Here is a 26,924-nt window from a genome sequence, read left to right as displayed (position 1 = left end):
GCGCTCCTGACGGTTCGTCGCGTCCGTGCTCAGCGTATTGGGAGAAGACGCTTGACCTTGGATCTACTGCCTCTCGCCTTGGTGGACGGCGTGGCATACGCCAGTCTGCTGTTCCTGGTATCGATGGGGTTAACCCTGGTGTTCGGTGTGATGGGGATACTGAACGTCGCCCACGGCGCGTTCTACGCCTTCGGCGGTTATGCCGCAGCCAGCCTCGTCATGTTCGTGGCCCCCAAGACCGACTCTCCCATCCTTCTTTTCGCGGCGTTGTTCGTGGCGGCCATCGCGGTCGGGCTGCTGCTGGGCAGCATCATGGAATTCGTCCTGATCCGCCGCGCCCAGAACTACGACCCCATCCTCAAGCTGCTGCTTACCTTCGGCGCGTTCCTGATGCTGGAAGACATCCAGCGCCTGCTGTGGGGCGCGCAGCCCTATAGCGCCAGCGAAGTCGTCAACCGGCTGGGCAACATCGAGATCGGGGACATCACCTACACCACGTATCAGCTGGTGGTGGTGCCCGCCACGGCGCTGCTGGCCTACGTGTGCCTGGAATTCTTCCTGCGCCACACCAAGCTGGGCAAGCAGACGGTAGCAACCACACACCACCGCGAAGTCGCGACGTCGCTCGGCATCAACGCCAAGAAGATCGGCTACGTCACCTTCGTGATCGCGACCATCCTCGGCGCCTTGGGCGGAGCGCTGGCCTCGCCCACCACATCGCTCGTGCCAGGCGCCGGCACCGACATGACGGTGCTGTCGTTCGCGGTGGTCGCCACCGCCGGGCTGGGCCAGATCACCGGCGCGCTGATCGCCGCGCTGCTCATCGGCATCATCCGCGCCATCGCTGTGTACGCCGCGCCGGAGCTGGAAGTTGCCGTGCCCTACATCATCATGGTGCTGGTGCTGATCATCCGCCCGCACGGTCTGTTCACCGTTGCTCAAGCGAGGACGATCTGATGAAAGTCCCTGTCCTCAGCCTGCTGGCCGCGCTGTTCACGCTGTTCCTTGGCTACACCTATTCCTGGACGATCACGCCCATCGTCATCGGCCTGACCTATGCGATTGCCGCACTGGGCGTGTCGGTGATGGCGCGCGCTGGCCAGATCTCGTTCGGCCACGCCATGTTTGCCTGCATCTCGGCGTACACCGTGGCGTTTCTGGCCAAGGCCATGCCCGGCCTGGATGCGCTGGCGCTGATCCTGGCCGGCGTTGTCGCCAGTTTTGTCGCCGCCGTCGTCATCGGCCTGTTCGTGGTGCGTTACCGCGGCATCTTCTTCGGCATGTTGAATTTGGCGCTCAGCATGGTGCTGTTTGCGCTCTTGGGCAAGCTCTACACGCTGACCGGGGGCTCCGACGGCATGCGCATCGTGCGCCCGACCATGGCCGGCATCGTGATGGAGCGCGAATCCTTCGAACGCGCGCTGCTGGTGCTGACGCTGGTCCTGTCGCTGGTGCTGGCGTGGTGGGTGCAGCGTTACTTCCGCTCGGGCAGCGGCCAGGCGCTGTCGGCCATCAAGACCAACGAAACGCGGATCGAATACCTGGGGTTTTCCGCGTACTTCATCATGTGGAAGGGCTATCTGCTGTCGGCGGTGGTGGTGGGTTTTTCGGGCGCGATCCTTGCGCTGATGCAAGGGCTGGTCACGCCGGAAATCGGCTCGTGGCTGCGCTCGGGCGAATTCGTCTTCATCACCATCCTGGGCGGCGCGGGCCATGCCGCCGGCGCATTCCTGGGCGCGGTGGGCTTTGAATCCGTAAAGCTCGTGTCCGCCGCCTACTTCCCGGGTCTCTGGCAGTTCCTGTTGGGCCTCACGCTGATCCTGGTCATCTTCATGTTCCCCACCGGCTTCGTGGGCCAGATCACCAAGCGCATCAAATCGCGTGAACGTGCGCAACGCCGCGCGCAGGCGCCCGTGCAGGTCGCAGCAAGGAACTGATGATGAAACCCCTCATTCAAACCACCGACCTGTACCTCGCCTTCGGCGGCGTGGTGGCCGCCGACAACATCAACTTCGAACTGCACGAAGGCGAACGCCTGGCGGTGATCGGCCAGAACGGCGCGGGCAAGACCACGTTCATCAACATCTGCACGGGGTACCTGACGCCCGCCAAGGGCAAGGTCTATTTCGACGGCAAGGACGTCACCGCCATGGCGCCGCGCAAGATCGTGCGCCTGGGCATGGGGCGCTCGTTCCAGCTGCCGCAGCTGTTCACCGAACACACCGTGCGCCAGTGCGTACAGATCGCGGCCGCTCGCCGCAACAAGGAACTGAGCTGGTTCCGGTCGCTGGAAAGCACCATCGACGCGCGCGAGGTGGACGCCACGCTGGAGCTGGTGGGCCTCTTGCCCGACGCCGACGAAGCCTGCATCGAGCTGCCCGAAGGCAAGCGCAAGCTGCTGGACGTGGCGATGGCGCTGGCGCTGCAGCCCAAGCTGCTGATCATGGACGAGCCCACCAGCGGTGTCGCTTCGGAAGACAAGTTCGCGTTGATGGAAACCGTGATGCACGCGCTGGACGAGCGCCGCGTGACAAGCTGGTTCGTCGAGCACGACGTGGACATCGTGTCGCGCTACGCCACCCGCGTGGCGGCCTGGATCGCGGGCAAGGTGGCCGCGGACGGATCGCCCGAGGAAGTCTTGAATAATCCGCAGATCAGAAGCGAAGTGCTGGGGGCCTGAACCATGTTGAATCTATCGGCCATCAACGTCGACCTGGCGGGCAATCGCATCCTGCGCGACGTCAGCGCCAGCTTCGAAGCGTCCCGCACCATCGGCATCGTCGGGCGCAATGGCGCGGGCAAGACCACGCTGCTGCGCACCATCATGGGTTTGACGCGTATCCGCTCCGGCAAGATTGCATTCGACGGCACCGACCTCACCGCGTTGCCCGGCCACAAGCGCGCCGCAATGAAGGTGGGCTACGCGCCCGAAGACCGCGTCATCTTCCCGACCATGACCGTCGAGGAAAACCTGCACCTGCCGTGCGAGGTGCAGGGCCAGTCCAAGGCCGAGATTCAGGCTCGCATGGACACCGTGCTGAAGGTGGTGCCGCAACTGGAGCCGATGCTCAAGCGGTCCGGCTCCGCGCTGTCGGGCGGGCAGGGCAAGATGGTGGCGCTGGCACGGGCCGTCATGGTCGGCACGCGGCTCTTGATGCTGGATGAACCCTTTCAGGGGCTCGCGCCCAAGCTGGCGCGCGACTACACCGAGGCGCTGGGCCGGCTCAAGGAAATGCAGCCCGACCTGTGCGTGGTCATCACCGAATCCAACGTGAAGCTGCTGGGCGACATCCCCGACCAGATATGGACGATCGAGCGCGGCTCGATCACGCTGAACTGATACCCCACGGAGACATTCCCATGACGCAGATGATTATCGGCGGCCGCCAGGTCGATGCCCAGGACGGGCGCACGATCGAGGTCGTTTCCCCCGTAGACGGCGAGGTGTTCACCACCATTCCGCGCGGCCAGCAGGCCGACGTCAACGCGGCCGTGCAAGCCGCCCGCGACGCGCTGGAAGGCTCCTGGGGCGACATGACGGCGCTGGAACGCGGCCGCCTGCTGATGCGCCTGGGCGAAAGCGTGCTGGCGCACCACGAGGAACTGGCGCAACTGGAATCGCGCGATACCGGCAAGCCCATGTCCACCGCGCGCGGCGACATCACCGTGCTGGCTCGCTACTTCGAGTTCTACGGCGGCGCGGCCGACAAGGTGCACGGCCAGACCATCCCGTTCCAGAAGGACTATTCGGTGCAGCTCATCCGCGAGCCGCTGGGCGTCACCGCACACATCATTCCGTGGAACTACCCCGCGCAGATGTTCGGCCGCAGCGTGGCGCCGGCGCTTGCAATGGGCAACGCGGCGGTGGTCAAGCCTGCCGAGGACGCGTGCCTGTCGATCATCCGCGTGGCCGAACTGGCGCTGGAAGTCGGCTTTCCGCCGGGCGCGCTGAACATCGTCTCGGGGCTGGGCGAAGAGGCCGGCGCTGCGCTGTCGCGCCATCCCGGCATCAACTTCATCACCTTCACCGGCTCGAACGAAGTCGGCGTGCTGGTCCAGCAGGCCGCCGCGCTCAACGCGGTCAAGTGCGTGCTGGAACTGGGCGGCAAGTCGGCGCACATCGTCTTTGACGACGCCAACTACAAGCTCGCCATTCCGGCCATCGTCAAGGGCATCGTCCACAACACCGGCCAGACCTGCACGGCGGGCAGCCGGCTGCTGGTGCAAAAGGGCATCTACGACGACTTCATGAAGGCGCTGGGCGAGGAGTTCTCGAAGGTGCGTGCCGGCACGCCGGACATGGACCTGACGTGCGGGCCCGTCGTCAACAAGGCGCAGTACGACCGCGTCAACCGCTACATCGCCAAGGGCCTGTCCGAGGGCCTGCAGGTCGCGGCCGAGGGCGGCATTGCCGATGGCGTGCCGCAGGGCGGCTATTTCGTCAAACCCACGCTTTTCGCCGCCACCAGCCATGACAGCGACCTGCTGACGCAGGAGATCTTCGGGCCGGTGCTGGTCGCGCTGCCCTTCGCGGATGAGGCCGAGGCGATCCGCTTGGCCAACGCCACCGATTACGGCCTGTTGGGCGCGGTCTGGACCGAGAACGGCGGACGCCAGCAGCGCGTGGCGCGCGGCATCAAGTGCGGCCAGGTCTACATCAACGGCTTCGGCGCGGGCGGCGGTGTCGAACTGCCATTCGGCGGCGTCAAGAAAAGCGGCCACGGCCGGGAAAAAGGCTTCATCGCGCTGGAAGAGATGAGCACGACCAAGACTCTGATTCAGTTCTATGGCGAGTGATCGCCGCGCACAATACGGAGACAAGAAATGAGCCAGTTGCAAGGCAAGGTTGCGATCGTCACGGGCGGCGGTAACGGTTTCGGCGAGGGCATCGTCAAGCTGTACGCCAAGGAAGGCGCCAAGGTCGTGATCGCCGACATCAATAAAGAGGCCGCCGACCGCGTGGCGGCCGAAATCGGCGACGCCGCGCTGGCCGTGAAGGCCGACGTGTCCAGCCGCGCCGACATCGACAACGTGGTGCGCGCCGCGCTCGACAAATTCGGTACTGTGGACATCGTAGTCAACAACGCTGCCATCACCCACAAGAACCAGCCGATGCTGGACGTGGACGAGGCTACCTTCGACCGTATGTTCGACATCAACGTGAAGTCGATCTATCACATGGCCCAGGCCGTCGTGCCCGTCATGCGCCGCCAGAAGCGCGGCGTGATCCTGAACATCGGGTCGACGGCCGGCATCCGTCCGCGCCCGGGCCTCAGCTGGTACAACGCGTCCAAAGGCGCGGTCAACGTGCTGTCCAAGTCGATGGCCGTGGAGCTGGGTGGCGAAGGCATCCGCGTCAACGCCATCTGCCCGGTCATGGGCGTGACCGGCATGTTCGAACTCTTCATGGGCTTGCCCGACACCCCCGAGAACCGCGCGAAGTTCGTGTCGACCATTCCGCTCGGCCGCTTCTGCCAGCCGTCCGACGTGGCCGCGGCCGCGCTGTTTCTGGCCAGCGATGCCGCCGAGTTCATCACGGGCGTGGAATTCCCCGTCGACGGCGGGCGCACGGTATAGGTTTGGACGCCGGCTTGCCGCGGGGTCGCGGCGTGCCGGATGCCGCGACCGCCCGCGGTCCGGATCACTTCTGTGGATGAAGACGCATGAAAATCAAAGCGGCGTTATTGCGGCAAGTGGGGGTCGAAGGACCGTATGCGCAGACCCGGCCCCTGACCATCGCGGATATCGAGCTGGACCCGCCCGGGTTCGGTGAAGTGCTGGTCAGGATCCGTGCGGCCGGCCTGTGCCATTCGGACCTGTCCGTCATCAATGGCGACCGGCCGCGCGGCGTGCCGATCGTGCTGGGCCATGAGTCGTCCGGCGAAGTCGTGGAAACCGGGCCGGGCGTCACGGACCTGAAGGCCGGCGATCACGTTGCCATGGTGTTCGTGCCCAGCTGCGGCTGCTGCAACCCCTGCATGGAAGGCCGGCCCGCGCTGTGCGAACCGGGCGCGGTGGCCAACACCAAGGGAACGTTGCTGGGCGGCGAGCGCCGCCTGCACATCGGCGACGAATACATCAACCATCACACCGGCGTGTCCTGCTTCGCGGAATACGCCGTGGTGTCGCGGCGCTCGTGCGTCAAGGTGAATGTCGAACTGTCCCACCGCGAGGCCGCGCTGTTCGGATGCGCCGTGCTGACCGGCGCCGGCGCCGTCATCAACCGCGCGCGCATCAAGGTGGGCGACACCGCCGCGATCGTCGGGCTGGGCGGCGTGGGCCTGAGCGCGCTGCTGGCCGCCGTTGCCGCGGGCGCGCGCCGCGTGGTCGCCATCGACCTCAGCGACGAAAAACTGGCGCTGGCGAAAGAGCTGGGCGCCACGCACCTCGTCAACCCGAAGCAGGTCAAGACCGACGACGACCTCATGGATCTGGCCGGCGGCCGCGTGGACTTCGGCTTTGACATGGCGGGCGCCGTGCCCGCCTTCGAGACCGCCTACAAGCTCACGCGCCGCGGCGGCGCCACGGTCACGTCCGGCCTGCCCAATCCCAAGTTCAGCTTCCCGCTGTCGCTGTCGCAAATGGTGGGCGAAGAGCGCGAGATCCGGGGCAGCTACCTGGGCTCGGGCGTGCCCGCCATCGACATCGGCCGCTACATCGACCTGTACAAGGCCGGCCGCCTGCCGGTCGACAGGATGATGGGCCAATCGTTTTCGCTGGACCAGATCAACGAGGGGTTCGATCACCTCGCCACCGGCGGCAGCCTGCGCGACGCCATCGTTTTCTAAGGGCACAGACCCGATCAACAACACTGGAGACAACACCATGAAGACCTCAAGACTGGCGGCCTTGCTGGGCGCCACCCTGCTGTCGGGCCTGGCCACGCTGGCCATCGCCGCCGACAAACCCAAGGAACTGAACGTCGGCATCTCGACCTTCCTGTCGGGCTCGGCGTCCGTGTTCGGCGTGCCGGCGCGCGATGCGGCCGACATCCTGATCGAAGAGATCAACGCGGGCGGCGGCATCGACGGCGTCAAGATCGTGCCCAGCTACATCGACGAAGGCGGCGGCGGCGAAAAGCTCTTGTCCGAATACCGGCGCCTGGCCGAAGGCGGCACGCGCGTGATGCTGTCGGCCATTTCCAGCGGCCACTGCAACATCGTCGCGCCCGTGGCCGAGGACCTGAAGGTGCTGAACGTGCTGTGGGACTGCGGCACGGAAAAGGCGTTGGAAGGCAAGAAATACAAGTACGTCGTGCGCACGCAGGCCAACGCCACCACCGAGATGGTCGCGCAGGTGCTGTACCTGATGAAGGTCAAGCCCGACTTCAAGACAATCGCCATCGTCAACCAGGATTACGCCTGGGGCCGCGATTCGCGCGACATCTTCCTGGCCGCGCTCAAGAAGTTCAAGCCCGACGTCAAGGTCGTCGCCGAGATGTTCCCCAAGTTCGGCGCCGCCGACTTCTCCACCGAAATCAGCCGCCTGCAGGCGCTGCGCCCGGACGTCATCGTCTCCACCTCGTGGGGCGGCGACCTGGACAACTTCGTGCGTCAGGCCTCGCAACGCAACCTGTTCAAGAACTCGACCTTCGTGCTGTCGCTGGCCGAAAGCTCGCTGGAACGCCTGGGCAATGCCCTGCCCGAAGGCGTCCTGGTCGGCGCGCGTGGCGATCACTACTTCCTGCATCCCGAAACCAAGGACGATCCCAAGCACCAGGCCTTCGTGAAGAAATTCCACGACAAGACCGGCGCCTATCCGATCTACTCGGTTTATCACATGGTGCAAGGCATCTACGGCCTGAAGGCCGGCTACGAAAAGGCCATCAAGGACAACGGCGGCAACTGGCCCACGCCTGAGCAGGTCGCGGCCGCGATGCACGACGTCAGCTTCAAGGGCTACGGCCGCGAAGTGAAAATGCACCGCGCCGACGGCCAAGCCTTGGAAGCGCAACTGTTCGGCGTCACCAAGAAGAGCGACAAGTACCCATTCAAGGTCCTGGCCGACATCACCATCGTGCCGGCCGAACTGGTGACGCCGGGGGTGACGGATACGTCGATGGCGTGGATCGAAAAGAGCCTGACGCCTGATGTGTTGAAGAGCGACCAGATCAAGGTGTTCCCGAACTGATCGGGACGGACAGAGCAAGCAGCAGTGTGTGGTGCAGGGATAGCCCCGGCGTAAAGGCCGGGGCGTTTTTTTGCGGCGGGTGCGCGCGTTGCCAAGTCGCTGCCAGGTCTGCCAGGTGTCTGACACCCTTGCACCACCGCAACAAGCCCGGCACCGTCTCACCAGGGTGTCAGACACCTCATTTAGTCAGTCTCCAGGTGTCAGACACCCTTGCACCACTGCGGCAAGCCCAGCATGGTCTCACCCGGGTGTCTGACACCGGCATCAGCCCACTCCAGCCGCCTACAGCTCCAACACCACCTTCTTCCTTAGTCAGTCTCCAGGTGTCTGACACCCCTGCGCCACCGCAGCAAGCCCAGCATGACCTCACCCGGGTGTCTGACACCGCCATCAGCCACCCCAGCCGCCTACAGCTCCAACACCACCTTCTTCCCCCCGCAAGACCGCGAGCAGCACGCCATCATCTTGTTATTCGCCTCGCGTTCCGCCCGAGTCAGCACCACGTCGCGGTGGTCGATGTCGCCTTCCAGAACGCGCACCTCGCACGAGCCGCACAACCCTTCCTCGCAATCGCTCTGCACATCAATATTGGCGCCACGCAATGCCGTCAGCAGCGTCTGGTCCGCAGGCACGGTGATGACGATGCCCGAATCCTTGAGCACAACTTCAAACGCCTGTTCCTTCGACGGATCCAACGTCCCAAGTGTGGAATGGAAGTGCTCCACCCGCAGCGCATCCTCCGGCCAAGCCGCGCAGCAACCAGCCAGCGCGTCCAGCAGGCCTTGCGGTCCGCAGGCATAGACCTGTGCGCCCGCGCGCGGTTCGGCAAGCAGGGCCGCATAATCGGCGCGGCTGCCTTCGTCCTTGACGTGCAGATGCAGCCGGTCGCCGTGCAGCGCCGCCAGTTCGTCCGCCATCGCCATGCAACCGCGCGAGCGCCCGCTGTAATGCAATTCATAATCCAGCCCCAACTCCCGCGCACGCCGCGCCATGGCGCTGATCGGCGTGATGCCGATGCCGCCCGCTATCAGGATGAGCTTCGGGGCCGACTCGTCCATCCGGAAGTGATTGCGCGGACCGCGAATGCGCAGGCGCGCGCCGGGCGTGGCGTTCGCGTGCATCCACGCCGACCCGCCACGGCCATCCGCCTCGCGCAGCACGGCAATTTCAAACACGCCGGTCTCGGCCGGGTCACCGCACAGCGAGTATTGACGCGACAGACCGGTATCGCCGCATTCCACATCGATATGCGATCCGGGCGACCAGCGGGGCAGGGGCTTGCCGTCCGGTGACACCAGGCGCAGCCGCAGAATGCCGTCGGCTGCCGCTTCCGCGCTTTGCACCACGACCGGGCGGGTGATGGCGTGCGAAGACGGTTCGCCGATGCGCACCGGATGCCCGCTTTCCAGCAGCGACGGGTTCGCGCGCTCCGGGTTCTGCGCCGGATCCCATTCCACCCACAGATGTTCCGGCCCGCGGAATGACGTGTTGGGCACATAGGTGAAGGCCTGCTCGGACAGCGTCAAATGCGGCAGGCGGCGGGTCAGTTCTTCAAGGAAGATCTGCATCTCCATGCGCGCCAGGTTCTTGCCCATGCACTGGTGCGAGCCATAACCAAAGGTGAGCTGATCGCTCGCGTTTTCGCGGCGGATATCAAACAGATCGGCATCGCCGAACTGGCGCTCGTCATGATTGGCCGACGACGTCACGATCAGCAATTTCGAACCCGCTGGAATGGCGACGCCCGCGATCTCCACGTCGCGCGTGGCCAGCCGCCGCCAGGCCGCGACCGAGCCGTTGTGGCGCAGGCATTCCTCGACCGCATTGGGAATCAGGTTCGGATCCTCGCAGATCTCGCGCCAGGCCTGCGGATGCTGCAGCAGCAGCTTGATCGCGTTGGCCGACGCGTTGGCCGTGGTCTCGTGCGCCGCCACGATGCCGGCCATCATCATCGAATGCAGGTACGAATCGGTGACCACCTCCGGGTGCGTCTGCTGCTTGCGCAGGCCGTATTGCATCCAGCCGGGGCCCGACGGATCCTGCCGCATCTTGTCCAGGATCTTGCCGGCCAGCTGCCAGAAATTGCCGACTGCATGCGCAACGGCAACCTGTTCCTTCGGCTTCGGGCGGCCCCAGGTGTTCACTGTGTGCGCGATGGAATACTGGCGCAGCAGGTCCATGTCTTCTTCCGGGACGCCCAAAAAATGCAGCGCCACGGTCAGCGGCACTTCCCACAGCATCTGATCGACGAGATCGGCGCGCCCGTCGTCGATGAAGCGGTCCACGTATTCGCGCGTCAGGCGACGCACCATGGGTTCGTGATGCTTCAATTCCTCGGGCGTGAACGGATCCATCAACACGCGGCGCCGCGGCATGTGCGCGGGCTCGTCCTCGTTCACCAGCGTGCGGTTCATCGCATAGCCATACGACGCCAGCACCGCGTTGGCCTCCGGCCCCGTCGGCGTGATCTTCTCCAGTGCGATCGACGGGCTGAACGTGATGTTGTCGCGGAAGATCGCCTTGATGTCGTCGTAGCGCGTCACGACCCAATAGCCCAGTTGCGGGCTGTAGAACACCGGCTCCTGATCGCGCGCCCAGCGCACATATTCCGGCGGGTCCTGCTGATAGCCGTCCCCAAAGGGGTCGAACTCGGCGGCGCGCGGGCTGACCGGACAGCCCGTCGGGCTTTGCGCGGCGGACAGCGCAGCGTGATCGATGGGACAGCCCGAGGGGCGCGGCGTGGCGGATGCTTGGTTCATGAGGTCGTTCCGTGTGTTCGTCTTGCGGGCCCGCCGCGGGGTGCGGCACATGCTTGCGGCTTTGGATGCGGCGGGCCGGTGATGCGGGGTTCAACGTGATGCGGTCGAGCGTGATGCCTAGGCCGGCATGACGCTCATCCCCGCGTAATGCTCAATCCAGCGTGATGCCCAGATCTTTGATCAGCTTCTGCCAGCGGGCACGTTCGGCCGTCAGCATCTCGGCGTACTGCGCGGGCGTGTTGCCGATAGGCTCGATGCCGAACTCGACCAGCCGCTGGCGCGTGGCCGGATCATTGATGGTCGCGACCACCTGCTTGTTCAGGGCCTCGATCACCGGCTTGGGTGTCGCGGCGGGCACCACCACGCCGACCTGCGCGGCGGCTTCCACGTTCTTCAGGCCGATCTCGGCGAATGTCGGCACGTCGGGCAATTGCGGCAGACGCGTCGGATTGGCGACCGCCAGCGCCTTGACCTTGCCGCCGTTGATGAAGCCGGCGCCCGCAGCCAGGTCCACCATCATCGCGGGCACCTGACCGCCGGCGACATCCGCCAGGGCCGGCGAGGCGCCACGGTACGGCACGTGGGTCATCGTCAGCCCCGCCTCGACCTTCAGCAACTCCATTGCCAGGTGGTGCGGACTGCCCGCGCCGGCCGAGGCGTAGTCCAGGCCTTCCTTGCGTCCCTTGGCTTCGGCCAGGAATTCCTTGGCCGAGTTCACCTTCATCGCCGGACCGACCACCAGGATCATCGGAAACCGTCCCATCAGCGTGACCGGCGCCAGATCCTTCGCCGGGTCATACGACAGCTTCTTGTAGAGGGCGGGGTTGAACACCAGCGTGCCGTTGTCGGCGGACAACATCGTGTAGCCGTCGGCCGGGGCACGCGCCGTTTCCGACGCCGCGATTGCCGTGTTGCCGCCCGGCTTGTTCTCGATCACCACCGGCTGGCCCAGGCGTCCGGTCAGGCCTTGCCCGATGCTGCGCGCCAGGAAATCCGACCCGCCGCCTGCGGCATACGGCACGATCCAGCGCACGGGCTTGGACGGGTAATCGGCAGCCGCCTGCTGCGCGGACGCGCTGGCACAAGCCAAGAGGGGCAGGGCCATCAGGCCGGCCAGGATGTGGTGTTTAACACTGCGCATGGACAAGTCTCCTCGTTGTGAAATGTCAAAAGTGCATTCCTTATTTGCGTAAAGCATATACGCAATGCGTAATTTTTGAAGAAGGGTTAACCTTAGTGCCGCTCCAGGCTTTCGGTCCCTCGTTTGCCGGCGAGCGCCTGCCCTCGGAGCTGTATTCCCCCATGAGCAAAGCCGCCTTGCCGCCCGAATCCGACCTCGCGTCTGATCTTGAATCCGCCGAAGCCCCGGCCGTCCGGCCTCGCGAACGCCGGCAGCGGGTCCAGGCCGCGGAAACCGGCATGTCCGTCCTGAAAGGGCTTGCACGCCTGGGCGGCCGCGCCAGCCTCACCGCGCTGGCCGCCCACGTCGGCGAAAGCCCCGCCAAGGTGCACCGCTACCTCATGAGTCTCATCGCGGAAGGACTGGTCGACCAGGAAGTGGCGACGCAGCAGTACCACTTGGGCCTCGAAGCGCTTTACGTCGGCGTGGCCGCCATGCGCCAGGCCGACCCCCTACGCATCGGCGAACCCGCGCTCGTTCGCCTGCGCGAAAGCCTGGCCGTCACCTGCTTCATCGCCGTCATGGGCAACAAGGGCCCAACCATCGTGCGCTTCGAGGAGCCTGGTTTGCCCGTCACCGTGAACGTGCGCGTCGGCTCGGTGCTGTCGATGCTGTGGTCGGCGACGGGGCGGGCTTTTCTGGGATTGCTGGACGAAGCGCCCGTGCGGGCGCTGGCGGAAGCCGAACTGGCCGGCGCACCGACTGAGCAGCGCGCGCTGCTGGATCGGGACGACCCCATCGGCGTCTTGCGCCGCGATGTGCGGGCAGCGGGGTGCGCCACGGTGAAAGACACCAATCTGCGCGGCATCAGCGCCGTGTCGGCGCCGCTGTATGACCATACCGGACGCGTCTGCGCGGTATTGACCGCGCTGGGTGCGACGGGCGGATTTGATGTGTCCGAGGGTGGGGCAGTGGTGGCCGCGGTAAAGCGCGAGGCGCTGGCAGCCAGTGTGGCTTTGGGGTACGTGGCGGGGTGATCCTGCGCAGAACGGTCGCTGATTCAGACCAAATCCCATCGACACTAAAGTCGAGCCCGGCGACATTTTTCACTTTTCAGTCAATAGAGTGATTACATGTCCGACGAATCAAGTGTTGCCGGTGCGCAGCGCCTGTTGTTTTCAAGCGTGTGGGACGCCATCGAGAACACGCCGATGGAAGCGGAAAGCATGAAGTTGCGCTCTGCCTTGATGATGGTGCTGACAAATCGCGTGAAGCAGTCCGAAATCACTCAGGTGCAGGCTGCGCAGCTGTTCGGCGTGACACAGCGTCGCATTGCCGATCTGCTGCGCGGCAGGATCCAACTATTCAAACTGGACAGTTTGGTGAATATGGTCCTGGCGAGTGAATCTACCGCCCCACCTCCAACTTCCCCAACGCATCCCTGAAATCCGGATACTCCTTGAGAAACGCCTGATTCCGCTCAAACCTCCCAAGCAAGCGATCATCGATCGTCAGATTCAACACCGTCTCCCGATCCCACACCCTGGGCCGCCGCTTCACCGGAATCGGCACCTTCTCCGTGAACTCCTTGTACGAATCATGCGGTTCGCACTGTTCGTAATCGGTCGAGATCCGCTGCACCGTCCCCGTCTCCAGCCCCGCCTGTCTTGCCTTTTCCTGCAGCCACGACGCCGGCAGCGTCTGCAAGCTCCCATCCTGATATCCGCCACCCACATCGGAGTGCGCGCCGATGAACCAGCGTTGCTCGACGGGCAGGTGCGCCGGCCGTGGCGGCGAACCCGCGCGGCGGGTCCATAGGGTCGGGAAGTAGGGCTCGCGGTATTCGTTGGTGGCGATGGCGTGGTAGGCGTTCAGGACGTGGTTGCTCAGTTCCGTGTCGTGGAAGTTGTAGAAGCTGGAGAAGCCGGGGAAGGATACGCCGCCCACGGGGATGCCCAGGCTGCCGACGGTGTCCCAGACGCCGACGAAGTGCAGGTCGGTTTCGCGGGAGAACCGTTCGCGGAACGAGGCGGCCTCGGGCGAGGAGGGTTCGCAGTCGTCGCGGTACAGCGCGTAGGCCTCGGAGACGTGGTCTTCGGTGGCCTCGTTGAGCAGACCGCATTTGCGCACCATGCCCGCCAGGCTGCGGGCGGAGTAGGCGCCGCGGCTGAAGCCGAAGAGGAAGATGCGGTCGCCGGGCTGGTGGCGCTGGCTTAGCCAGCGGTAGCCTTCGCGGATGTTGGCCGACAGGCCCGCGCCGAACGCGCCGCCCATGAATTTGTCGATGGCCGACCACAGGCCCTGGCCTTGCGTGCCGACGCCTTCGATGTAGATCGTTTCCTGAGTGCTGGTCTCGGGCGCGGCTTTGAAGAGCTCGTAGACGTTGGTGCGGTCGTTGGGTTCGTTCCACGTGCCGTCGAAGAATACGGCGAGGTTCTTCACCATGATCGTCTCCCCACACACAGATAAAGGCTTGCGATACCCATGCTGCCGGCTGGCACAACGCCTGCGTGAGGCAAGCTAGCACGGGCGGGCATTTCGTCAGGGCGCGGGGTTTCCCTGCTGCAAATCCGTACACCGCCTTTTTGCCTAGCTCTGTGATGTCAAAGAAGTGCGTTGTAGGCGAAACGGCCCGTGCCCCAATTTCGGGAGTACGCCCTTACTACGGAATCAGTAGCAAACCAAAACGCCAAAGGATGGTATCCACGCAGCGCCAAACAGTATCCGCCCGACGCAAGAAAAAGGCGGCCCGCAGGCCGCCTCCCAAGACGCTCAAACCCGCGTCAGACAATCTGAAACTGCACATCGATGTTGTCGCGAATCGCGCGCGAGTACGGGCACAGCTGGTGCGCCGATTCAACCAGCAACTGCTTCTGCTCCCCGGTCAATCCCGGCAGCGAGACGGCCAGTGTGACGCCAAGCGCGAAGTTGGCGCCGTTATCGACCTTGCCCAGCGATACGCTGGCGTCGATGGCGATGTCGCGCGGCACGGTGATGCCGTGGGTGGCGCCGGCGCGCTTGATCGCGCCCATGAAGCAGGCCGAGTAGCCCACGCCAAAAAGCTGTTCGGGATTGGTGCCGGGTTTGGCGGATCCGGGCGTGCTGAGCGTGACGTCCAGCGCGCCGTCGCTGCTGCGGCCCGCGCCTTCGCGGCCGGCGGTGGTGTGGGTGTGGGCGGTGTAGAGGACCTGCTCGAGTTGCTTGGCCATGATGACTCCAGGATGGTCGGCGCGGCGTGGCCGTGCCAGGGGTTAAGAGCCTGCATTGCATCAAGCGGCTGTATCGGTCATGTGTCGGCGCCGGGGCGGGATGGCATCACCGCGTATCCAGAGCCCGCCCAGATACGCTGCGATACAAACCGCCGTCATTGGCGGGCGCGGCGGCATTGGAGTATGTTGCGCGCTGGCGGCACGGGCTGCGTCAAGCAACGATCAAGCAACAACCACGGAAAGCACACACATGGGACGTCTCGCCATTCTGGGCGCGCTGCACGAAGAAATTGCCGACCTGCTGGCGGCCATGGAACCCGGCGCGGAGACGCGCCGCATCGCCATGCGCGATTTTCAGGTGGGCACGCTGTGGGGCACGCCCTGCGTCATTGCGCTCAGCCGTATCGGCAAGGTGGCCGCGGCCGCGACGGCGTCCATCGTCATCCAGGAATTCGGCGTGTCGCGCGTGCTGTTCACGGGCCTGGCGGGCGGGCTGCATCCGCAGGTGCGCGTGGGCGACGTGGTCGTGGCCGATGCCCTGATGCAGCACGACATGGACGCGCGGCCCCTGTTCGGGCGGCACGAAATTCCCTTGCTGGGTCGCGAGCGCTTCGACGCCGATGCCGCGCTGAGCGCATTGCTGCTGGATAGCGCGCGTGACTTCGCGGCCAAGGGCGGTTTGCCGGGCGCGGCCGCGCAGCCGCGGGTCCATCATGGCCTGATCGCGACCGGCGACATCTTCGTCAACGACAACGATCTGGCGCACGAGCTGCGAAATCGCCTGCCCGATGCGCTGTGCCTGGAAATGGAAGGCGCGGCGATGGCGCAGGTGTGCCACGAGTTCGGCGTGCCGTTTGCCGTGATGCGCGTGATTTCCGACAGCGCCGATCACGCGGCCAAGACGGATTTCACGGACTTCCTCGTGAACCTGGCGCGGCTGTACTCTGCCGGCATTCTGAAGCCGCTGCTGCAGTCGGGCGCGCTGCGCGACGCCTGACGTTTGAAACTACGTGGCGAGCGGCGCGATCCTGACCTCCGCCGACAGGCCGCCGCCCTCGCGGTTGGACAGGATCAGCCTGCCGCCCAGCGCCTCAGCGAGCTGATGCGCGATCGCCAGGCCCAGGCCCGTCCCGCCCGTGTCCCGGTTGCGGGAGCTTTCCAGCCGGTAAAACGGTTGCAGCACGGCGTCCAGTTCGGCCGCCGGGATACCCGGCCCGCGATCCAGCACGTGGATGGACAACGTCGAATCATGCAGCGCCGCCACGCGCACCTCGGCGGCGCCCGCGAATTTCAGCGCGTTGTCGATGAGATTGCCCAGGATGCGCCGCAGTGCATGGGGACGCGTCAACAGCGGCGGAACAGCGTCGCCCGACAGAGACACATCCTTGCCCGTGTCCTGGTAGTCGCACACCAGGCTATCCAGAAAGGCATTCAGGTCGATCCGCGCCGGCTGCTCGGTCTTGCCGTGCGCGCTGCGGGCGTAGTCGATGCCTTCGCGCACCAGCCGCTCCACTTCGTTCAAGTCCTGCGCCAGCTTGTCGCGGTCGGTAGACGCATCCATGAACTCCGTGCGCAGCTTCATGCGGGTAATGGGGGTCTGCAGGTCGTGGGAGATGGCGCCCAGCATCTGCATGCGCTCGGCTAGATGCGCGGCAATGCGGTCCTGCATGGCGTTGAAGGCGACGGCGGCGTGCGCGACTTCGGCGGGGCCTGCCTCGTCGAGCAAGGGGCTCTTGTGATCGGGATCCAGTTCCTCGGCCGCGCGGGCCAGGCGGGTCAGTGGGCGCACGGCCAGGCGCACCGCCATCCAGGCGCAGCCGGCCAGCAGCAGCAGCTGCACGCCCAGCACGCCAAACAGCCACGGCGCCGGCCGCATCCGCAATAGTTCGATATCCAGAATCGCGGGCTGGCCGTCGGACAGCACGACGCGCGCCTGAATGTGGCGCGGATCGTCCGCCATGGCGCGCACCGTGACGGGACGCTCCGGGCCCAGCGCGGCCTCGATCGACTGCGCGGCGGTGCGCGCGGCATCCAACGAGAGCGGCTGGTTGGCCTTGCCGTCGCCCAGCAGATACTGGCGGTTGTTGCTGGACAGGCGCGGCAGCCAGGCGGCGCGCTCGTCGGCGGGCAGACGGTCCAGGATGTCCATGGCGATGGCGACGTCGCGTTCCAGGTCGCCCAGCATCATGTTGCGGGTGGCGCTGTAGCGTTCGTAGAACAGCGACGCGAACGACAGACCGTACGCCAGGATCAATCCCGCCACGAAGATCAGGAACAGCCGCGCGACCAGCGTGCGGGGCCAGGCGGGGCGGCGGGGCGCGGCGGTGGTCACTGTCCGCCTTCCGAGACGTCGACCGCGGCGGAAAACACATAGCCTTCGCTGCGCACGGTCTTGATGTACATGGGTTCGCGCGCGTCTTCGCGCAGACGCTGGCGCAGCCGGCTGACCAGGAGGTCGATCGAACGCCCGAAGAAGTCGGCGTCGCGGCCCTGCGTCAGGTTCAACAGCTGGTCGCGGTTCAGCACGCGCTGCGGGTGGTCCAGAAAGACGCGCAACAGCCGGTATTCCGCGCCGCTGAGCGCGACGATGGTGCCCTCGGCGTCCAGCAGGTGGCGCGCCGTGGTGTCCAGCCGCCAGTTGCCGAAGGCGATTTCGCGGCCCGGCTCGGTGACTTGAAAGTTGGGCGGCAGCATGCGCGTGCGGCGCAGGATGGCCTTGATGCGCGCCAACAGCTCGCGCGCCACGAACGGCTTGACCAGGTAATCGTCCGCGCCCATCTCCAGGCCCAGCACGCGGTCCATGTCGTCGCTGCGCGCGGTCAGCATCAGGATCGGGATGCGCCGGTGCTTGCCGCTGCGCAGCTCGCGGCACAGCACCAGGCCGTCGTCGCCGGGCATCATGATGTCCAGCACGATCAGATCGACCGTCATATTCTCAAGCAGCGACCGCATCTGCCGCCCGTCGGCCGCCAGCGTGACGGTCAGGCCGTTCTTGCGCAGGAAGCCGCCGGCCAGTTCGCGAATCTCCCGATCGTCGTCCACGATCATGACGTGGTCTATGTGGTCCATCTGCGGGTGCCTTCTTGGTGGGTGATGGCGCGCCCGGCGCGCCGGCGGGTTTCGGAATTCTATAGGCCTAGCGCTCGCCCGGGGGCAGGGGATCGCGGCGCGGGCGGCTGTTGGAGATGAGCTGGCATTGGAAGGGCTTGGCGGCCTCGGCGGTGAAGCCGCCAAAGAGCAGCAGCAGGACGGCAAGAAAGCGTTTCATGAGGAACTCCGGTGCAAGGTGTGATCGGGTTATAGCGCCGGGCCGCCCGCGGAGTGTGTCGTACTGTATACGCCCTGGCGGCGGATACACGCGCTTGAAAAAATCCGCCGATCCGGCACATGCCGGATACGTGCCGCGGGTGCAATGGGGTCACTTTCCAAAGGACGACCCCCATGGACCTGATCAACACCCCCATTGCTCTGCTTGCCGGCATGCTGACCATCGCGTCTCCGTGCGTGCTGCCCCTGCTTCCCGTGCTGCTCGGCACCTCGCTGGAACGGTCAGACCGCCTGCGCCCCTTGTTCGTCGTGTCTGGCTTCGTGCTGGCGTTCGCCGGCCTGGGCATTGCCCTCAGCCTGATTTCCAACCTGAATGAGCACGTGCACGAGGCCGTGCGCTCGACCTCGATCGTCCTCCTGGCGCTGTTCGGCCTGGTGCGGATCTGGCCCGAACCTTACGACCGGCTGATCGCCCGCGTCGGCGGCCCGTTGCAGCGCCTGGCGGCGGCGGGCGGCACGGGCAGCGGCAACGCCGGCGGCTTTGTCCTGGGCCTGTCCTTGGGCGCCGTGTGGACGCCATGCGCCGGGCCGGTGCTGGCCTCGATCCTGGTGCTGGCGGCCAAGGCGCAGGACCTCGTGCAGTCCAGCACGCTGCTGCTGGTGTTTGCCATCGGCGCCGGCGTCCCGATGCTGGTGATCGCCTACGGCGGGCAGGCCATCGCCACCCGGGTGCGCGGCCTGTCGCGCTACACGCAGCGCCTGCAGCAGGGCTTCGGTGTGCTGCTCGTCCTGACTGCCATCGCCATTTACTTCCAGTACGACGTCCTGGCGTACGCCTGGATTGCCAACCTCTTCGCCTGACCCTCAAGGAGAAAACCATGTTTGCCACGTTCAAGAAGATTGCCCTGGGCGCGCTGATCGCCGCTTCCCTGATGCAAGGCGCCGCTCAGGCCGCGCCGGCCACCGCACCCCCGGCCCCGGAATTCACCGGAATCGAAAAATGGCTCAACAGCGAGCCGCTGACGATGGAATCGCTGCGCGGCAAGGTGGTGCTGGTGGATTTCTGGACCTACACCTGCATCAACTGCATCCGCACGCTGCCGTACGTCACGAGCTGGTATCAGAAGTACAAGGACCAGGGCCTGGTCGTCGTGGGCGTGCATACGCCGGAGTTTCCGTTCGAACGGTCCACTCCGAATGTCGAAAAGGCACTGCAACGCTTCGGCATCACGTATCCGGTGGCGCAGGACAACCGCTACGCCACCTGGACCGCCTATCGCAACCAGTACTGGCCGGCCGCCTACCTGATCGATAAGCAGGGCAAGGTCGTCTACAGCCACTTCGGCGAGGGCCGGTACAAGGAAACGGAGGCGGAAATCCAGCGGCTGCTGGCGCAACCCGGCTGAGCCCGCCGTCCCGCCCGTCCGCAAAACAGATATGCGATCCCGCGCATAGCCCCGGCCCCGCCGCGCGCCTACCATGCTTCAAACACAAGAACGACGTTTGGAGACAGCATGAGAATGGCAAGCGCGCTGACCGCGGTCAGCCTGTGGCTCGGCATGGGCCTGATTTCCGCGGCGGGCGCCGCGGGTTCCTATCCCGACCGGCCCCTGCGGCTGGTCGTTCCCTTTCCGGCAGGCGGGGCCACCGACCTGATGGCCCGCGCCTTGGCGCAAGGGCTGGGCGAGAAGCTGGGCCAGTCCGTCGTCGTCGAAAACCGGGGCGGGGCAGGCGGCTCGATCGGGGCGGAAGCGGTGGCGACCGCCGCGCCCGACGGCTACACCTTGCTGTACTCCACGATGGGCGTGCTGACCATCAACCCGTCGCTGTACGCCAAGCTGCGCTACGACCCGCAAAAGAGCTTTGCGCCGGTCTCGCTGACCAACCTGACGGCCAACCTGCTCGTGGTGAATCCGGAACTGGGCGTGAACTCCGTGGCAGAGCTGGCGGAACTGGCCCGCAAACGGCCGGGCGAGTTGACCTTCAGCTCCTCGGGCAACGGCACCACCAGCCATCTGGCGGGCGAGATGTTCAAGTCCACCGCGGGGGTGGATATCCGCCACATTCCGTACAAGGGCACCTCCGGGGCCATCAATGACTTCATGGCCGGTCGCATCTCGATGATGATCGACACCTCGTCCAATTTCGTCGAACAGGTCAAGCAGGGCAAGGTCAAGGCGCTGGGTGTGACAAGCCAGAAGCGGCTGGCGGCGTTGCCCGACGTTCCCACGATCGCGGAGTCGCCGGGCTTCGAGTCCTACGAGGTCAGCCTGTGGTCCGGCGTGCTGGCGCCCGCGGGCACGCCGCGCGCGATCATCGACCGGCTCAACGCGGATATCAAGGACGTGATGACGGCGCCGCAGATGGTCGAGCGCATGGCGGGGTACGGCATCCAGACCACGTACAGCACGCCCGAGGCGTTCTCCGAACGGATCCGTGCCGATACGCAGAAGTGGGCGCGAATCATCGAAGCGTCCGGGGCACGCGCGGATTGACCGCCGGCCCGCCCGTGTCCCGTCTCTTGAATGGAACGACCATGCCCTCGATGATCTCCTCCCTGCTGGCGGCCGCAGCCGCCCTGTCCATCGCGTCCGTCTCCGCGCCGGCCGCGGCCGCCTATCCCGAACGCCCCATCACGCTGGTCAATCCCTACGCCGCCGGCGGCCCCGCCGACGTCGTGGCGCGCAGTCTGGCGCGGGCGCTGGAGAAGCGGCTGGGCCAGCCCGTCGTGGTCGAGAACAAACCGGGCGGCGGCGCGTCCATCGGCACGGGGTTCGTGGCGCGTGCCAAGCCGGACGGCTATACGCTGCTGCTGGGCACCTCGGCTGGCCACGTCGTGACGCCGTTGATGCAGAAGACGGTGTACGACGGCGTCGACGGGTTTGCGTTCTGCTCGGTGGTGGCGGTGCAGCCGATCATGCTGGTCGTGAACCCGTCGCGCGGCATCAAGACGGTGCCGGACCTGATTGCCCGCGCCAAGGCCGAACCGGGCAAGCTCAGCTATGGCTCGGCCGGCGTGGGCGGCGCCACGCACCTGGGCGCCGAACTCTTCCAGCAGGCCGCGCACGTGCAGCTCAACCACATTCCCTACGCCGGCGCGTCGCCCGCGATCAACGACGCGGTGGGCGGGCAGATCGACCTGGCCATGCTGAACCTGTCGGCCAGCCTGCCGTTCATCCGCCAGGGCCGGCTGGTGCCGTTGGCGTATGCGGCCGACAAGCGCTCGCCGCTGTTGCCCGACGTGCCGACGCTGGACGAGGCCGGGGTGAAAGGCGCGCAGGCCGCCACCTGGTACAGCCTGGCCGCCCCGGCCAGCACGCCGGCGGACATCGTGCAAAAGCTCAGCGACACCGTCCGAAGCGTGAACGACGATCCCGACTACCGCCGGGTCATGCAGGACCAGGCGATAGAGTTGATGGCGTTGTCGCCCAAGGACGCCGACGCCTACGTGCAGAAGGACCGCGCCGACATGCAGCGGCTGCTCGGCACGTTGGGGCTGCTGGCCAAATGAACATCCACCATCCCGCGCCATGAACTTCGATTTCAGCAAGCTGGCCTCGGCCGATGCCTTCAAGCTGCTTTCCAGCGTGGTCGTGCCGCGGCCCATCGCCTGGGTGGTCAGCCAGTCAAAAGAGGGCGCGCGCAACGCGGCGCCGTTCTCGTTCTTCAACGTGGTGAGCAGCGATCCGCCCATCGTCGCGCTGGGCATCGGTCCGCGCGGCGGGCAGTTGAAGGACACCTCGCGCAACATCCTTGAGACGCGGCAGTTCGTGATCAACCTGGTGTCGGCGGAACTGGCCGAGCAGATGAACCACACCAGCCTGGACTACGACGCCGGCATCGACGAACTGGCGCGTGCGGGCCTGTCCACCGAGCCGTCGCTGCTCGTGGCGCCGCCGCGCATCGCGCAAAGCCCAGCGGCGCTGGAATGCGAGGTCTGGCAGGTGCTGGATGCGGCACCGCAGCGCGTGATCGTGCTGGCGCGCGTGGTGGCGCTTTACCTGCGCGACGACGCCTTGCTCAACGCCGAAAAATTCTACGTGGACACGCCCGCGCTGCGCCTGCTGGGCCGCATGCACGGCGCAGGCTGGTACGCGCACACCAGCGATCTCTTTCAGATGCGCACACCCGACGCGGCCAACGATCCCGCCGTGCGGCCCGCGCAGGGGCATTGAATGCCCCGCAGACCTTGAACCCTTTTGGAGCCTGTCGATGAAACTGCATTGGTCGCCACGATCGCCCTTCGTGCGCAAGGTGATGATCGTCATTCACGAGGCCGGCATCGAGGACCGCGTGGCGCTGGTGCGCACGCCGGTCGCGATGGACAAGCCCAACCTGGATTTGGTGCCCGACAATCCGCTGATCAAGCTGCCGACGCTGGTCCTGGACGCCGGCACGGCGCTGTACGATTCGCGCGTCATCTGCGCCTACCTGGACGCGCTGACGGGCTGCGGGCTGTTGCCGGACGATGCTCAGGCGCGCCTGACCGCCGAACGCCGCCAGGCCCTGGGAGACGGTTTCCTGGACGCGCTGCTGCTGTTCCGCCAGGAACGCAACAAGCCCGCCGAGCGCCAGACGCCCGCCTGGCTGGACGCCTTCGCGCTGAAGACCAAAGCCGTGCTGGCCGCGCTGGAAGCGGAAGCGCCGGCGTTGCAGGCCAGCCGCTTCGACCTGGGCCTGATCGCCATTGGCTGCGCGCTGTCCTACATGGACTATCGTTTCCCGGACATCGCCTGGCGCGACGATCATCCGGCGTTGGCGGCCTGGCATGCGCGATTTGCCGCGCGGCCGTCCGTGATGCGCACGCAGCCCGACGAAACCCCCTAGAGAGAGGACGATGATGAGCCGTATCCCGCTGCCCACGCCCGACAGCATGACCGACGACCAGAAGCGCGTGTACGAGAAGATCGTCTCCGGTCCGCGCGGCCGCCTGGTCGGCCCCTTGCGCGCCGCGCTGCACAGCCCTGAGCTTGCCGAACGCTGGCAGGCGCTGGGCGCGCTGCTGCGCTTTGGCACGAGCCTGCCCGCGCGCGTCAGCGAGCTTGCCATCGTGGTGACGGCGCGCCGCTGGAACAGCCAGATCGAATGGCACATCCATGCGCAGGCGGCTCGTGCCGCCGGCGTTGCGGATGCCGTTCTGGATGCCATCCAGGCCCGCACGACGCCCGTGTTCGACAACCGCGACGACGAGATCGTCTACGAATTCGCCCGCCAGATCCAGGAAACGGGACAGGTTGATCCGAAGCTGTATGCGCAGGCCGTGGAACGCTGGGCCGCCGTGGGCGTGGTGGAGCTGACCGCCGTGATCGGCTATTACACGATGGTGTCCATGACGCTGAACGCGCACGAGATCCCGATGCCGGACGATGCGCCGCCGCCGCTCGATACGCCGCAACAGGACGGAGCGCCGGCGCTCAGCCGCCTGGCGCCGCTGGCCGGGAGCCCATCATGAGCGCCGCCGGCAATTCAAAAGCGGGCGCTCAGGCGCGCGCCTACGTGCCGGACAACGTGGAGACGCCGCGGATGCCCGTGACGCCCCGTCATGCGCTGCCGGCGGGGGCGTGCGACACGCATTGCCACGTTTTTGGTCCCTATGACCGATTTCCCCTGCAGCATCCCTCGTCCTATGCCGCGCCGGACGCGCCCGCCGCGCGCTATCTGCGCATGCTGGACACGTTGGGCGCGGCGCGGGGCGTGCTGGTGCAGCCGGCGCCTTACGGTACGAACCCGGATGCGTTGCTGGATGCCGTGGCGCAAGGCGGGGGGCGGCTGCGTGGCATCGCCGTGGCGGACCCGGGCGTCACCGACGCGCAGTTGCGGACCCTGTACGAAGGCGGCGTGCGCGGCCTGCGCTTTGTCGAGGCGCGCGATCCCGCCGGCAACCTGTTTCCCGGCAGTGTGGGTTTTGACCAGGTCGCAGCGCTTGCGCCGCGCATGAAGCAGTTCGGCCTGCACGCGCAGCTATGGGCGCCGTGCGACACCTATTTGCGTCACCTGCCCGCGCTTGCGCAGCTGGACCTGCCGCTGGTGATCGACCACATGGGCAGCGTGATCCCCGCGCGCGGCGAGCAGGATCCGGTGTTTCAGATGCTGCGCGGGCTGCTGGCCGAGGGCCGGATCTGGATGAAGCTGACGGTATGCCGCGTGGGCGCAGCACCCGACTACGACAACGCGCGCGGCATCCACGATGCCTATGCGGCGGCCAATCCGGATCAGGTGCTGTGGGGCTCGGACTGGCCCTTCGTGCGCATGGGCGCGGCGGCGCCGTCGGCCGATGCGCTGGTCGACCTGGCGCACGACTGGCTGGGCAACGATGCGCTGCGCAGGAAGGTCTGGGTGGATAATCCGGCGCGCCTGTACGGCTTCGAATAGCCGACGGCACGCGCACGCCGGGCCCTTTATGGGCTGGCGTGCCAGACGCCTTCACCGCCGATCTCGCGCACCAGCGCCTCGATCTGCGTGGCGACTTCCGTAACCGTGCGTCCGGGTCCCTTTGTGCGCGAGAACGCCATCGAGATGATGCGGCTCACCGTGGGATCGCGCAGCGCGGCGATGCTCAGGCGGCCCTCCTGAACCTCCTGCCAGACGGCGTGCAGCGGCAGCACGGTGTACATCTTTTCGTGCTCCACGATGGATTTCATCAGCGGAAGCGAGTCGGCCTCGATGAGGGGCGCGATCGTGATCTTGCGCGCCCGCGCCAGGCCGTCCAGGGCATTGCGCAGACCGTTGGGCGCGCCAGGCAGGATGAAGGGCAGACCGTCCAGTTGATCAAACGTCACTTCGCCGGCCTGCGTGCGCGCGTCGCCTGCCGCGCCGACCAGGTATGAATCCACAGAGGCCAACGCCTGTTCGCCGGCCGGGCATTTGTCGCCGTAGCGGTACAGGATGGCGATGTCCACGCGGCTGTCGGTCAGCCATTCCTCGATTTGGCCGCTGGAGCCTTCAAGGATCTTCAGATGCACCTTGGGAAATTGCTGGCGCAGCCGGGAAAACAGCCGGCGGATGAGCGGGTGCGCGGTCGAGGGCAACAGGCCCAGCGTGACCTCGCCAGCCGGTTCGCGGGCCTCGCCGTTCAGTTCCAGCTCCAGCCGTTCGGCGTCGCCCAGCAGCGTCTGCACCAGCGGGAACAGACGCTCGCCCACCTCGGACAGGTTCACGCCGCGCCCGGTGCGGTTGAAGAGCCGCGCATTGCACTCGCGTTCAAGCGCATTGATGCGGCGGCTCAGCACCGACTGGTCCTGGTCCAGGTACAGCGCCGCCCGTGTGATGCTGCCCAGTTCCGCGATGGCCAGGAAGGCTCGCCATTTGTGCAGGTCGGCGGTCAGATCCAGGCTCAGGCCCGTGGCTTTTGCTGATGGCATGGTCGATGGCGGCGGTCGGCGGTCGTGGGAATCGGCATAAGCGTACGGCAAAAGCGCGCGGGCATGGCGTTATTGCAGTCCCAGCTTGCCGCGCTTGATCACCTCGCCCCACTTCTTCGATTCCGCCTCCATCAAGGCGCGATAGGCATCGGGCGTCGTCGCGACCGGGATGGCGCCCTGGTCGATCATCTTCTGCCGCAGCACGGGGTCGGCCAGCGATTTCGCGATCGCGTCCGACATCTTGTCCACGATGTCCTTGGGCGTGCCGGTGGGCGCGATGACGCCGTAATTGGATTCCACGATGATGCCGGGAAAGCCCGCCTCCTTGGTGGTGGGCACGTCGGGCAGGCCCTCGAATCGTTCCGGGCTGGCCACGGCCAGCGCGCGCAGCTTGCCCGCCTTGATGAAGCCCAGCGCGGCCGATGCGTCGCCGGGGAACATCTGCACCTCGTTGGACAGCAGCGCCGTCACTGCGGGCGCGGCGCCCTTGTAGGGCACGTGCATGATGTCGATGCCGGTCTGCTGCTTGAGCAGTTCCCCGCCCAGATGCGGGGTGGTCACATTGCCAGCCGAGCCGTAGTTGTATTTGCCGGGCTGCTTTTTGGCGCTTTCGACAAAGGCGGCCAGGGTGGTATCCGGCAACGACGGATTGACCATGATGACCTGCGGAATACGCGCCACCAGCGACACGTACTGGATCTTGGAGACGTCATACGGCACCTTCATGACGTGAGGCAACCCGGTGATCGCGCCCGGCACGCCAAAGCCGAAGGTATTGCCGTCGGGCGCGGCACGCACGGTGGCGTCGACACCGATGGTGCCGCTGGCGCCGGCCTTGTTCTCGATGACGATGGTCTGGCCAAGGCGCTCGCCGAGCGATGGGGCCAGCAGGCGCGCCAGGTTGTCCACCGAGCCGCCGGGCGGGTAGGGCACGATCAGGCGGATCGGCTGGCTGGGCCAGGGCTGCGCGGCGTGCGTGGCGGGCGCGGCGACGCCGCCCAGGATCATTGCCGCCACCGTCAGTGCGGTTGCTTGCTTCATGTGTCTCTCTCCGGGTGCGCCGGCTCGGGGCCGGCGC

The 26,924-nt window shown here is 66.2% G+C and carries 28 protein-coding genes; 19 read left to right on the top strand and 9 right to left on the bottom strand.

All coding sequences use genetic code 11. The features are described from left to right. The first annotated feature begins 51 nt into the window (after positions 1-51). The 8 genes from AC6LJW_RS09985 (at position 52) to AC6LJW_RS09950 (ending at position 8,130) form a co-directional block, all read left to right on the top strand. Complete coding sequence (locus tag AC6LJW_RS09985) at positions 52-957, top strand: branched-chain amino acid ABC transporter permease (protein WP_056559226.1); 906 nt, start codon at positions 52-54, stop codon at positions 955-957. Continuing rightward, positions 957-1,937, top strand: a complete 981-nt coding sequence (locus AC6LJW_RS09980) for a branched-chain amino acid ABC transporter permease (protein ID WP_056559223.1) — start codon at positions 957-959, stop codon at positions 1,935-1,937. The genes AC6LJW_RS09985 and AC6LJW_RS09980 overlap by 1 nt, the downstream gene beginning before the upstream one ends. A 2-nt stretch (positions 1,938-1,939) precedes the next feature. After that, on the top strand, positions 1,940-2,680 hold the full coding sequence (locus AC6LJW_RS09975) for an ABC transporter ATP-binding protein (RefSeq protein ID WP_056559219.1): 741 nt from the start codon (positions 1,940-1,942) through the stop codon (positions 2,678-2,680). A 3-nt stretch (positions 2,681-2,683) separates the two neighbouring features. Further along, positions 2,684-3,340 (top strand): ABC transporter ATP-binding protein, encoded by a 657-nt coding sequence (locus AC6LJW_RS09970; RefSeq protein ID WP_056559215.1) that lies wholly within the window; start codon positions 2,684-2,686, stop codon positions 3,338-3,340. A gap of 20 nt (positions 3,341-3,360) precedes the next feature. Continuing rightward, on the top strand, positions 3,361-4,797 hold the full coding sequence (locus AC6LJW_RS09965; protein ID WP_498087171.1) for an aldehyde dehydrogenase family protein: 1,437 nt from the start codon (positions 3,361-3,363) through the stop codon (positions 4,795-4,797). Between the two features lie 27 nt (positions 4,798-4,824). Continuing rightward, on the top strand, positions 4,825-5,577 hold the full coding sequence (locus AC6LJW_RS09960) for a glucose 1-dehydrogenase (RefSeq protein WP_427986508.1): 753 nt from the start codon (positions 4,825-4,827) through the stop codon (positions 5,575-5,577). A gap of 86 nt (positions 5,578-5,663) precedes the next feature. Then, entirely contained in the window at positions 5,664-6,788 is a 1,125-nt protein-coding gene (locus tag AC6LJW_RS09955; RefSeq protein WP_498087170.1) for a zinc-dependent alcohol dehydrogenase family protein, read from the top strand. 37 nt (positions 6,789-6,825) lie between these two features. Then, positions 6,826-8,130: an ABC transporter substrate-binding protein gene (locus tag AC6LJW_RS09950; protein WP_498087169.1), complete on the top strand. Its 1,305-nt coding sequence runs from the start codon at positions 6,826-6,828 to the stop codon at positions 8,128-8,130. A 407-nt stretch (positions 8,131-8,537) separates the two neighbouring features. Here the strand turns inward: AC6LJW_RS09950 and AC6LJW_RS09945 are convergent, their stop codons facing one another. Together AC6LJW_RS09945 and AC6LJW_RS09940 are read right to left on the bottom strand one after the other, a co-directional pair. Next, on the bottom strand, positions 8,538-10,889 hold the full coding sequence (locus AC6LJW_RS09945; RefSeq protein WP_498087168.1) for a cytochrome P450/oxidoreductase: 2,352 nt from the start codon (positions 10,887-10,889) through the stop codon (positions 8,538-8,540). 151 nt (positions 10,890-11,040) lie between these two features. Then, complete coding sequence (locus AC6LJW_RS09940; RefSeq protein ID WP_498087167.1) at positions 11,041-12,030, bottom strand: Bug family tripartite tricarboxylate transporter substrate binding protein; 990 nt, start codon at positions 12,028-12,030, stop codon at positions 11,041-11,043. A gap of 161 nt (positions 12,031-12,191) precedes the next feature. Between AC6LJW_RS09940 and AC6LJW_RS09935 the strand changes: the two genes are divergently transcribed. Further along, entirely contained in the window at positions 12,192-13,046 is an 855-nt protein-coding gene (locus tag AC6LJW_RS09935) for an IclR family transcriptional regulator (protein WP_427987477.1), read from the top strand. Positions 13,047-13,142: 96 nt separating this feature from the next. Next, entirely contained in the window at positions 13,143-13,454 is a 312-nt protein-coding gene (locus tag AC6LJW_RS09930) for a helix-turn-helix domain-containing protein (protein WP_498087166.1), read from the top strand. Here AC6LJW_RS09930 and AC6LJW_RS09925 read toward each other — a convergent pair. Together AC6LJW_RS09925 and AC6LJW_RS09920 are read right to left on the bottom strand one after the other, a co-directional pair. Then, the gene (locus AC6LJW_RS09925) at positions 13,417-14,454 is read right to left on the bottom strand and encodes a T6SS phospholipase effector Tle1-like catalytic domain-containing protein (RefSeq protein ID WP_427987479.1); all 1,038 of its coding nucleotides are present in this window, start codon (positions 14,452-14,454) and stop codon (positions 13,417-13,419) included. The genes AC6LJW_RS09930 and AC6LJW_RS09925 overlap by 38 nt on opposite strands. A gap of 338 nt (positions 14,455-14,792) precedes the next feature. Beyond that, positions 14,793-15,218, bottom strand: a complete 426-nt coding sequence (locus AC6LJW_RS09920) for an organic hydroperoxide resistance protein (RefSeq protein ID WP_498087165.1) — start codon at positions 15,216-15,218, stop codon at positions 14,793-14,795. Between the two features lie 250 nt (positions 15,219-15,468). On the opposite strand from AC6LJW_RS09920, the gene AC6LJW_RS09915 reads away from it, so the two are divergent. Further along, entirely contained in the window at positions 15,469-16,215 is a 747-nt protein-coding gene (locus AC6LJW_RS09915; protein WP_286939572.1) for a 5'-methylthioadenosine/adenosylhomocysteine nucleosidase, read from the top strand. A gap of 9 nt (positions 16,216-16,224) precedes the next feature. On the opposite strand, the gene AC6LJW_RS09910 is transcribed toward AC6LJW_RS09915, so the two are convergent. The 3 genes from AC6LJW_RS09910 to AC6LJW_RS09900 form a co-directional block, all read right to left on the bottom strand. Beyond that, the gene (locus AC6LJW_RS09910) at positions 16,225-17,550 is read right to left on the bottom strand and encodes a sensor histidine kinase (RefSeq protein WP_498087164.1); all 1,326 of its coding nucleotides are present in this window, start codon (positions 17,548-17,550) and stop codon (positions 16,225-16,227) included. Continuing rightward, positions 17,547-18,287, bottom strand: a complete 741-nt coding sequence (locus tag AC6LJW_RS09905) for a response regulator (protein WP_056559178.1) — start codon at positions 18,285-18,287, stop codon at positions 17,547-17,549. Before AC6LJW_RS09905 ends, AC6LJW_RS09910 begins: the two co-directional genes overlap by 4 nt. A 67-nt stretch (positions 18,288-18,354) precedes the next feature. After that, complete coding sequence (locus AC6LJW_RS09900) at positions 18,355-18,486, bottom strand: hypothetical protein (RefSeq protein ID WP_255357157.1); 132 nt, start codon at positions 18,484-18,486, stop codon at positions 18,355-18,357. 173 nt (positions 18,487-18,659) lie between these two features. Between AC6LJW_RS09900 and AC6LJW_RS09895 the strand changes: the two genes are divergently transcribed. The 8 genes from AC6LJW_RS09895 to AC6LJW_RS09860 all read left to right on the top strand — a co-directional run bounded on the left by AC6LJW_RS09895 (position 18,660) and on the right by AC6LJW_RS09860 (position 24,857). Next, positions 18,660-19,346, top strand: coding sequence for a cytochrome c biogenesis CcdA family protein (locus tag AC6LJW_RS09895; RefSeq protein WP_056559175.1), 687 nt, complete (start codon positions 18,660-18,662; stop codon positions 19,344-19,346). A gap of 17 nt (positions 19,347-19,363) precedes the next feature. Then, a complete protein-coding gene (locus tag AC6LJW_RS09890; RefSeq protein WP_498087163.1) occupies positions 19,364-19,891 on the top strand; it encodes a thioredoxin family protein in 528 nt (175 codons plus the stop codon). 108 nt (positions 19,892-19,999) lie between these two features. Then, on the top strand, positions 20,000-20,980 hold the full coding sequence (locus tag AC6LJW_RS09885) for a Bug family tripartite tricarboxylate transporter substrate binding protein (protein WP_498087162.1): 981 nt from the start codon (positions 20,000-20,002) through the stop codon (positions 20,978-20,980). Positions 20,981-21,030: 50 nt separating this feature from the next. Next, the gene (locus AC6LJW_RS09880) at positions 21,031-21,996 is read left to right on the top strand and encodes a tripartite tricarboxylate transporter substrate binding protein (RefSeq protein ID WP_498087198.1); all 966 of its coding nucleotides are present in this window, start codon (positions 21,031-21,033) and stop codon (positions 21,994-21,996) included. Between the two features lie 19 nt (positions 21,997-22,015). After that, entirely contained in the window at positions 22,016-22,660 is a 645-nt protein-coding gene (locus AC6LJW_RS09875) for a flavin reductase family protein (protein WP_056559167.1), read from the top strand. Between the two features lie 37 nt (positions 22,661-22,697). Next, positions 22,698-23,312 (top strand): glutathione S-transferase family protein, encoded by a 615-nt coding sequence (locus tag AC6LJW_RS09870; protein ID WP_498087161.1) that lies wholly within the window; start codon positions 22,698-22,700, stop codon positions 23,310-23,312. Positions 23,313-23,325: 13 nt separating this feature from the next. Then, complete coding sequence (locus AC6LJW_RS09865) at positions 23,326-23,937, top strand: carboxymuconolactone decarboxylase family protein (RefSeq protein WP_498087197.1); 612 nt, start codon at positions 23,326-23,328, stop codon at positions 23,935-23,937. Continuing rightward, positions 23,934-24,857 carry an amidohydrolase family protein gene (locus tag AC6LJW_RS09860; protein WP_498087160.1) on the top strand — a complete coding sequence of 308 codons (924 nt, stop codon included), beginning with the start codon at positions 23,934-23,936 and terminating at the stop codon, positions 24,855-24,857. Before AC6LJW_RS09865 ends, AC6LJW_RS09860 begins: the two co-directional genes overlap by 4 nt. A 26-nt stretch (positions 24,858-24,883) precedes the next feature. On the opposite strand, the gene AC6LJW_RS09855 is transcribed toward AC6LJW_RS09860, so the two are convergent. Together AC6LJW_RS09855 and AC6LJW_RS09850 are read right to left on the bottom strand one after the other, a co-directional pair. After that, on the bottom strand, positions 24,884-25,846 hold the full coding sequence (locus tag AC6LJW_RS09855; RefSeq protein WP_498087159.1) for a LysR family transcriptional regulator: 963 nt from the start codon (positions 25,844-25,846) through the stop codon (positions 24,884-24,886). Between the two features lie 69 nt (positions 25,847-25,915). After that, the gene (locus AC6LJW_RS09850) at positions 25,916-26,887 is read right to left on the bottom strand and encodes a Bug family tripartite tricarboxylate transporter substrate binding protein (protein WP_498087158.1); all 972 of its coding nucleotides are present in this window, start codon (positions 26,885-26,887) and stop codon (positions 25,916-25,918) included. Positions 26,888-26,924: the final 37 nt, after the last annotated feature.

Source organism: Achromobacter sp. 1012554356 (genome assembly GCF_059760815.1).
The sequence above is the reverse complement of the archived record's forward strand: the minus strand, read 5'-3'. Positions and strand labels throughout refer to the sequence as shown.

What these genes read in the sequence shown, in the direction of transcription:
- AC6LJW_RS09980 (WP_056559223.1), top strand. Translation starts at nt 957, where the DNA reads ATGAAAGTCCCTGTCCTCAGCCTGCTGGCCGCGCTGTTCACGCTGTTC.
- AC6LJW_RS09975 (WP_056559219.1), top strand. Translation starts at nt 1,940, where the DNA reads ATGAAACCCCTCATTCAAACCACCGACCTGTACCTCGCCTTCGGCGGC.
- AC6LJW_RS09970 (WP_056559215.1), top strand. Translation starts at nt 2,684, where the DNA reads ATGTTGAATCTATCGGCCATCAACGTCGACCTGGCGGGCAATCGCATC.
- AC6LJW_RS09965 (WP_498087171.1), top strand. Translation starts at nt 3,361, where the DNA reads ATGACGCAGATGATTATCGGCGGCCGCCAGGTCGATGCCCAGGACGGG.
- AC6LJW_RS09960 (WP_427986508.1), top strand. Translation starts at nt 4,825, where the DNA reads ATGAGCCAGTTGCAAGGCAAGGTTGCGATCGTCACGGGCGGCGGTAAC.
- AC6LJW_RS09955 (WP_498087170.1), top strand. Translation starts at nt 5,664, where the DNA reads ATGAAAATCAAAGCGGCGTTATTGCGGCAAGTGGGGGTCGAAGGACCG.
- AC6LJW_RS09950 (WP_498087169.1), top strand. Translation starts at nt 6,826, where the DNA reads ATGAAGACCTCAAGACTGGCGGCCTTGCTGGGCGCCACCCTGCTGTCG.
- AC6LJW_RS09945 (WP_498087168.1), bottom strand. Translation starts at nt 10,889, where the DNA reads ATGAACCAAGCATCCGCCACGCCGCGCCCCTCGGGCTGTCCCATCGAT.
- AC6LJW_RS09940 (WP_498087167.1), bottom strand. Translation starts at nt 12,030, where the DNA reads ATGCGCAGTGTTAAACACCACATCCTGGCCGGCCTGATGGCCCTGCCC.
- AC6LJW_RS09935 (WP_427987477.1), top strand. Translation starts at nt 12,192, where the DNA reads ATGAGCAAAGCCGCCTTGCCGCCCGAATCCGACCTCGCGTCTGATCTT.
- AC6LJW_RS09930 (WP_498087166.1), top strand. Translation starts at nt 13,143, where the DNA reads ATGTCCGACGAATCAAGTGTTGCCGGTGCGCAGCGCCTGTTGTTTTCA.
- AC6LJW_RS09925 (WP_427987479.1), bottom strand. Translation starts at nt 14,454, where the DNA reads ATGGTGAAGAACCTCGCCGTATTCTTCGACGGCACGTGGAACGAACCC.
- AC6LJW_RS09920 (WP_498087165.1), bottom strand. Translation starts at nt 15,218, where the DNA reads ATGGCCAAGCAACTCGAGCAGGTCCTCTACACCGCCCACACCCACACC.
- AC6LJW_RS09915 (WP_286939572.1), top strand. Translation starts at nt 15,469, where the DNA reads ATGGGACGTCTCGCCATTCTGGGCGCGCTGCACGAAGAAATTGCCGAC.
- AC6LJW_RS09905 (WP_056559178.1), bottom strand. Translation starts at nt 18,287, where the DNA reads ATGGACCACATAGACCACGTCATGATCGTGGACGACGATCGGGAGATT.
- AC6LJW_RS09900 (WP_255357157.1), bottom strand. Translation starts at nt 18,486, where the DNA reads ATGAAACGCTTTCTTGCCGTCCTGCTGCTGCTCTTTGGCGGCTTCACC.
- AC6LJW_RS09895 (WP_056559175.1), top strand. Translation starts at nt 18,660, where the DNA reads ATGGACCTGATCAACACCCCCATTGCTCTGCTTGCCGGCATGCTGACC.
- AC6LJW_RS09890 (WP_498087163.1), top strand. Translation starts at nt 19,364, where the DNA reads ATGTTTGCCACGTTCAAGAAGATTGCCCTGGGCGCGCTGATCGCCGCT.
- AC6LJW_RS09885 (WP_498087162.1), top strand. Translation starts at nt 20,000, where the DNA reads ATGAGAATGGCAAGCGCGCTGACCGCGGTCAGCCTGTGGCTCGGCATG.
- AC6LJW_RS09880 (WP_498087198.1), top strand. Translation starts at nt 21,031, where the DNA reads ATGATCTCCTCCCTGCTGGCGGCCGCAGCCGCCCTGTCCATCGCGTCC.
- AC6LJW_RS09875 (WP_056559167.1), top strand. Translation starts at nt 22,016, where the DNA reads ATGAACTTCGATTTCAGCAAGCTGGCCTCGGCCGATGCCTTCAAGCTG.
- AC6LJW_RS09870 (WP_498087161.1), top strand. Translation starts at nt 22,698, where the DNA reads ATGAAACTGCATTGGTCGCCACGATCGCCCTTCGTGCGCAAGGTGATG.
- AC6LJW_RS09865 (WP_498087197.1), top strand. Translation starts at nt 23,326, where the DNA reads ATGAGCCGTATCCCGCTGCCCACGCCCGACAGCATGACCGACGACCAG.
- AC6LJW_RS09860 (WP_498087160.1), top strand. Translation starts at nt 23,934, where the DNA reads ATGAGCGCCGCCGGCAATTCAAAAGCGGGCGCTCAGGCGCGCGCCTAC.
- AC6LJW_RS09855 (WP_498087159.1), bottom strand. Translation starts at nt 25,846, where the DNA reads ATGCCATCAGCAAAAGCCACGGGCCTGAGCCTGGATCTGACCGCCGAC.
- AC6LJW_RS09850 (WP_498087158.1), bottom strand. Translation starts at nt 26,887, where the DNA reads ATGAAGCAAGCAACCGCACTGACGGTGGCGGCAATGATCCTGGGCGGC.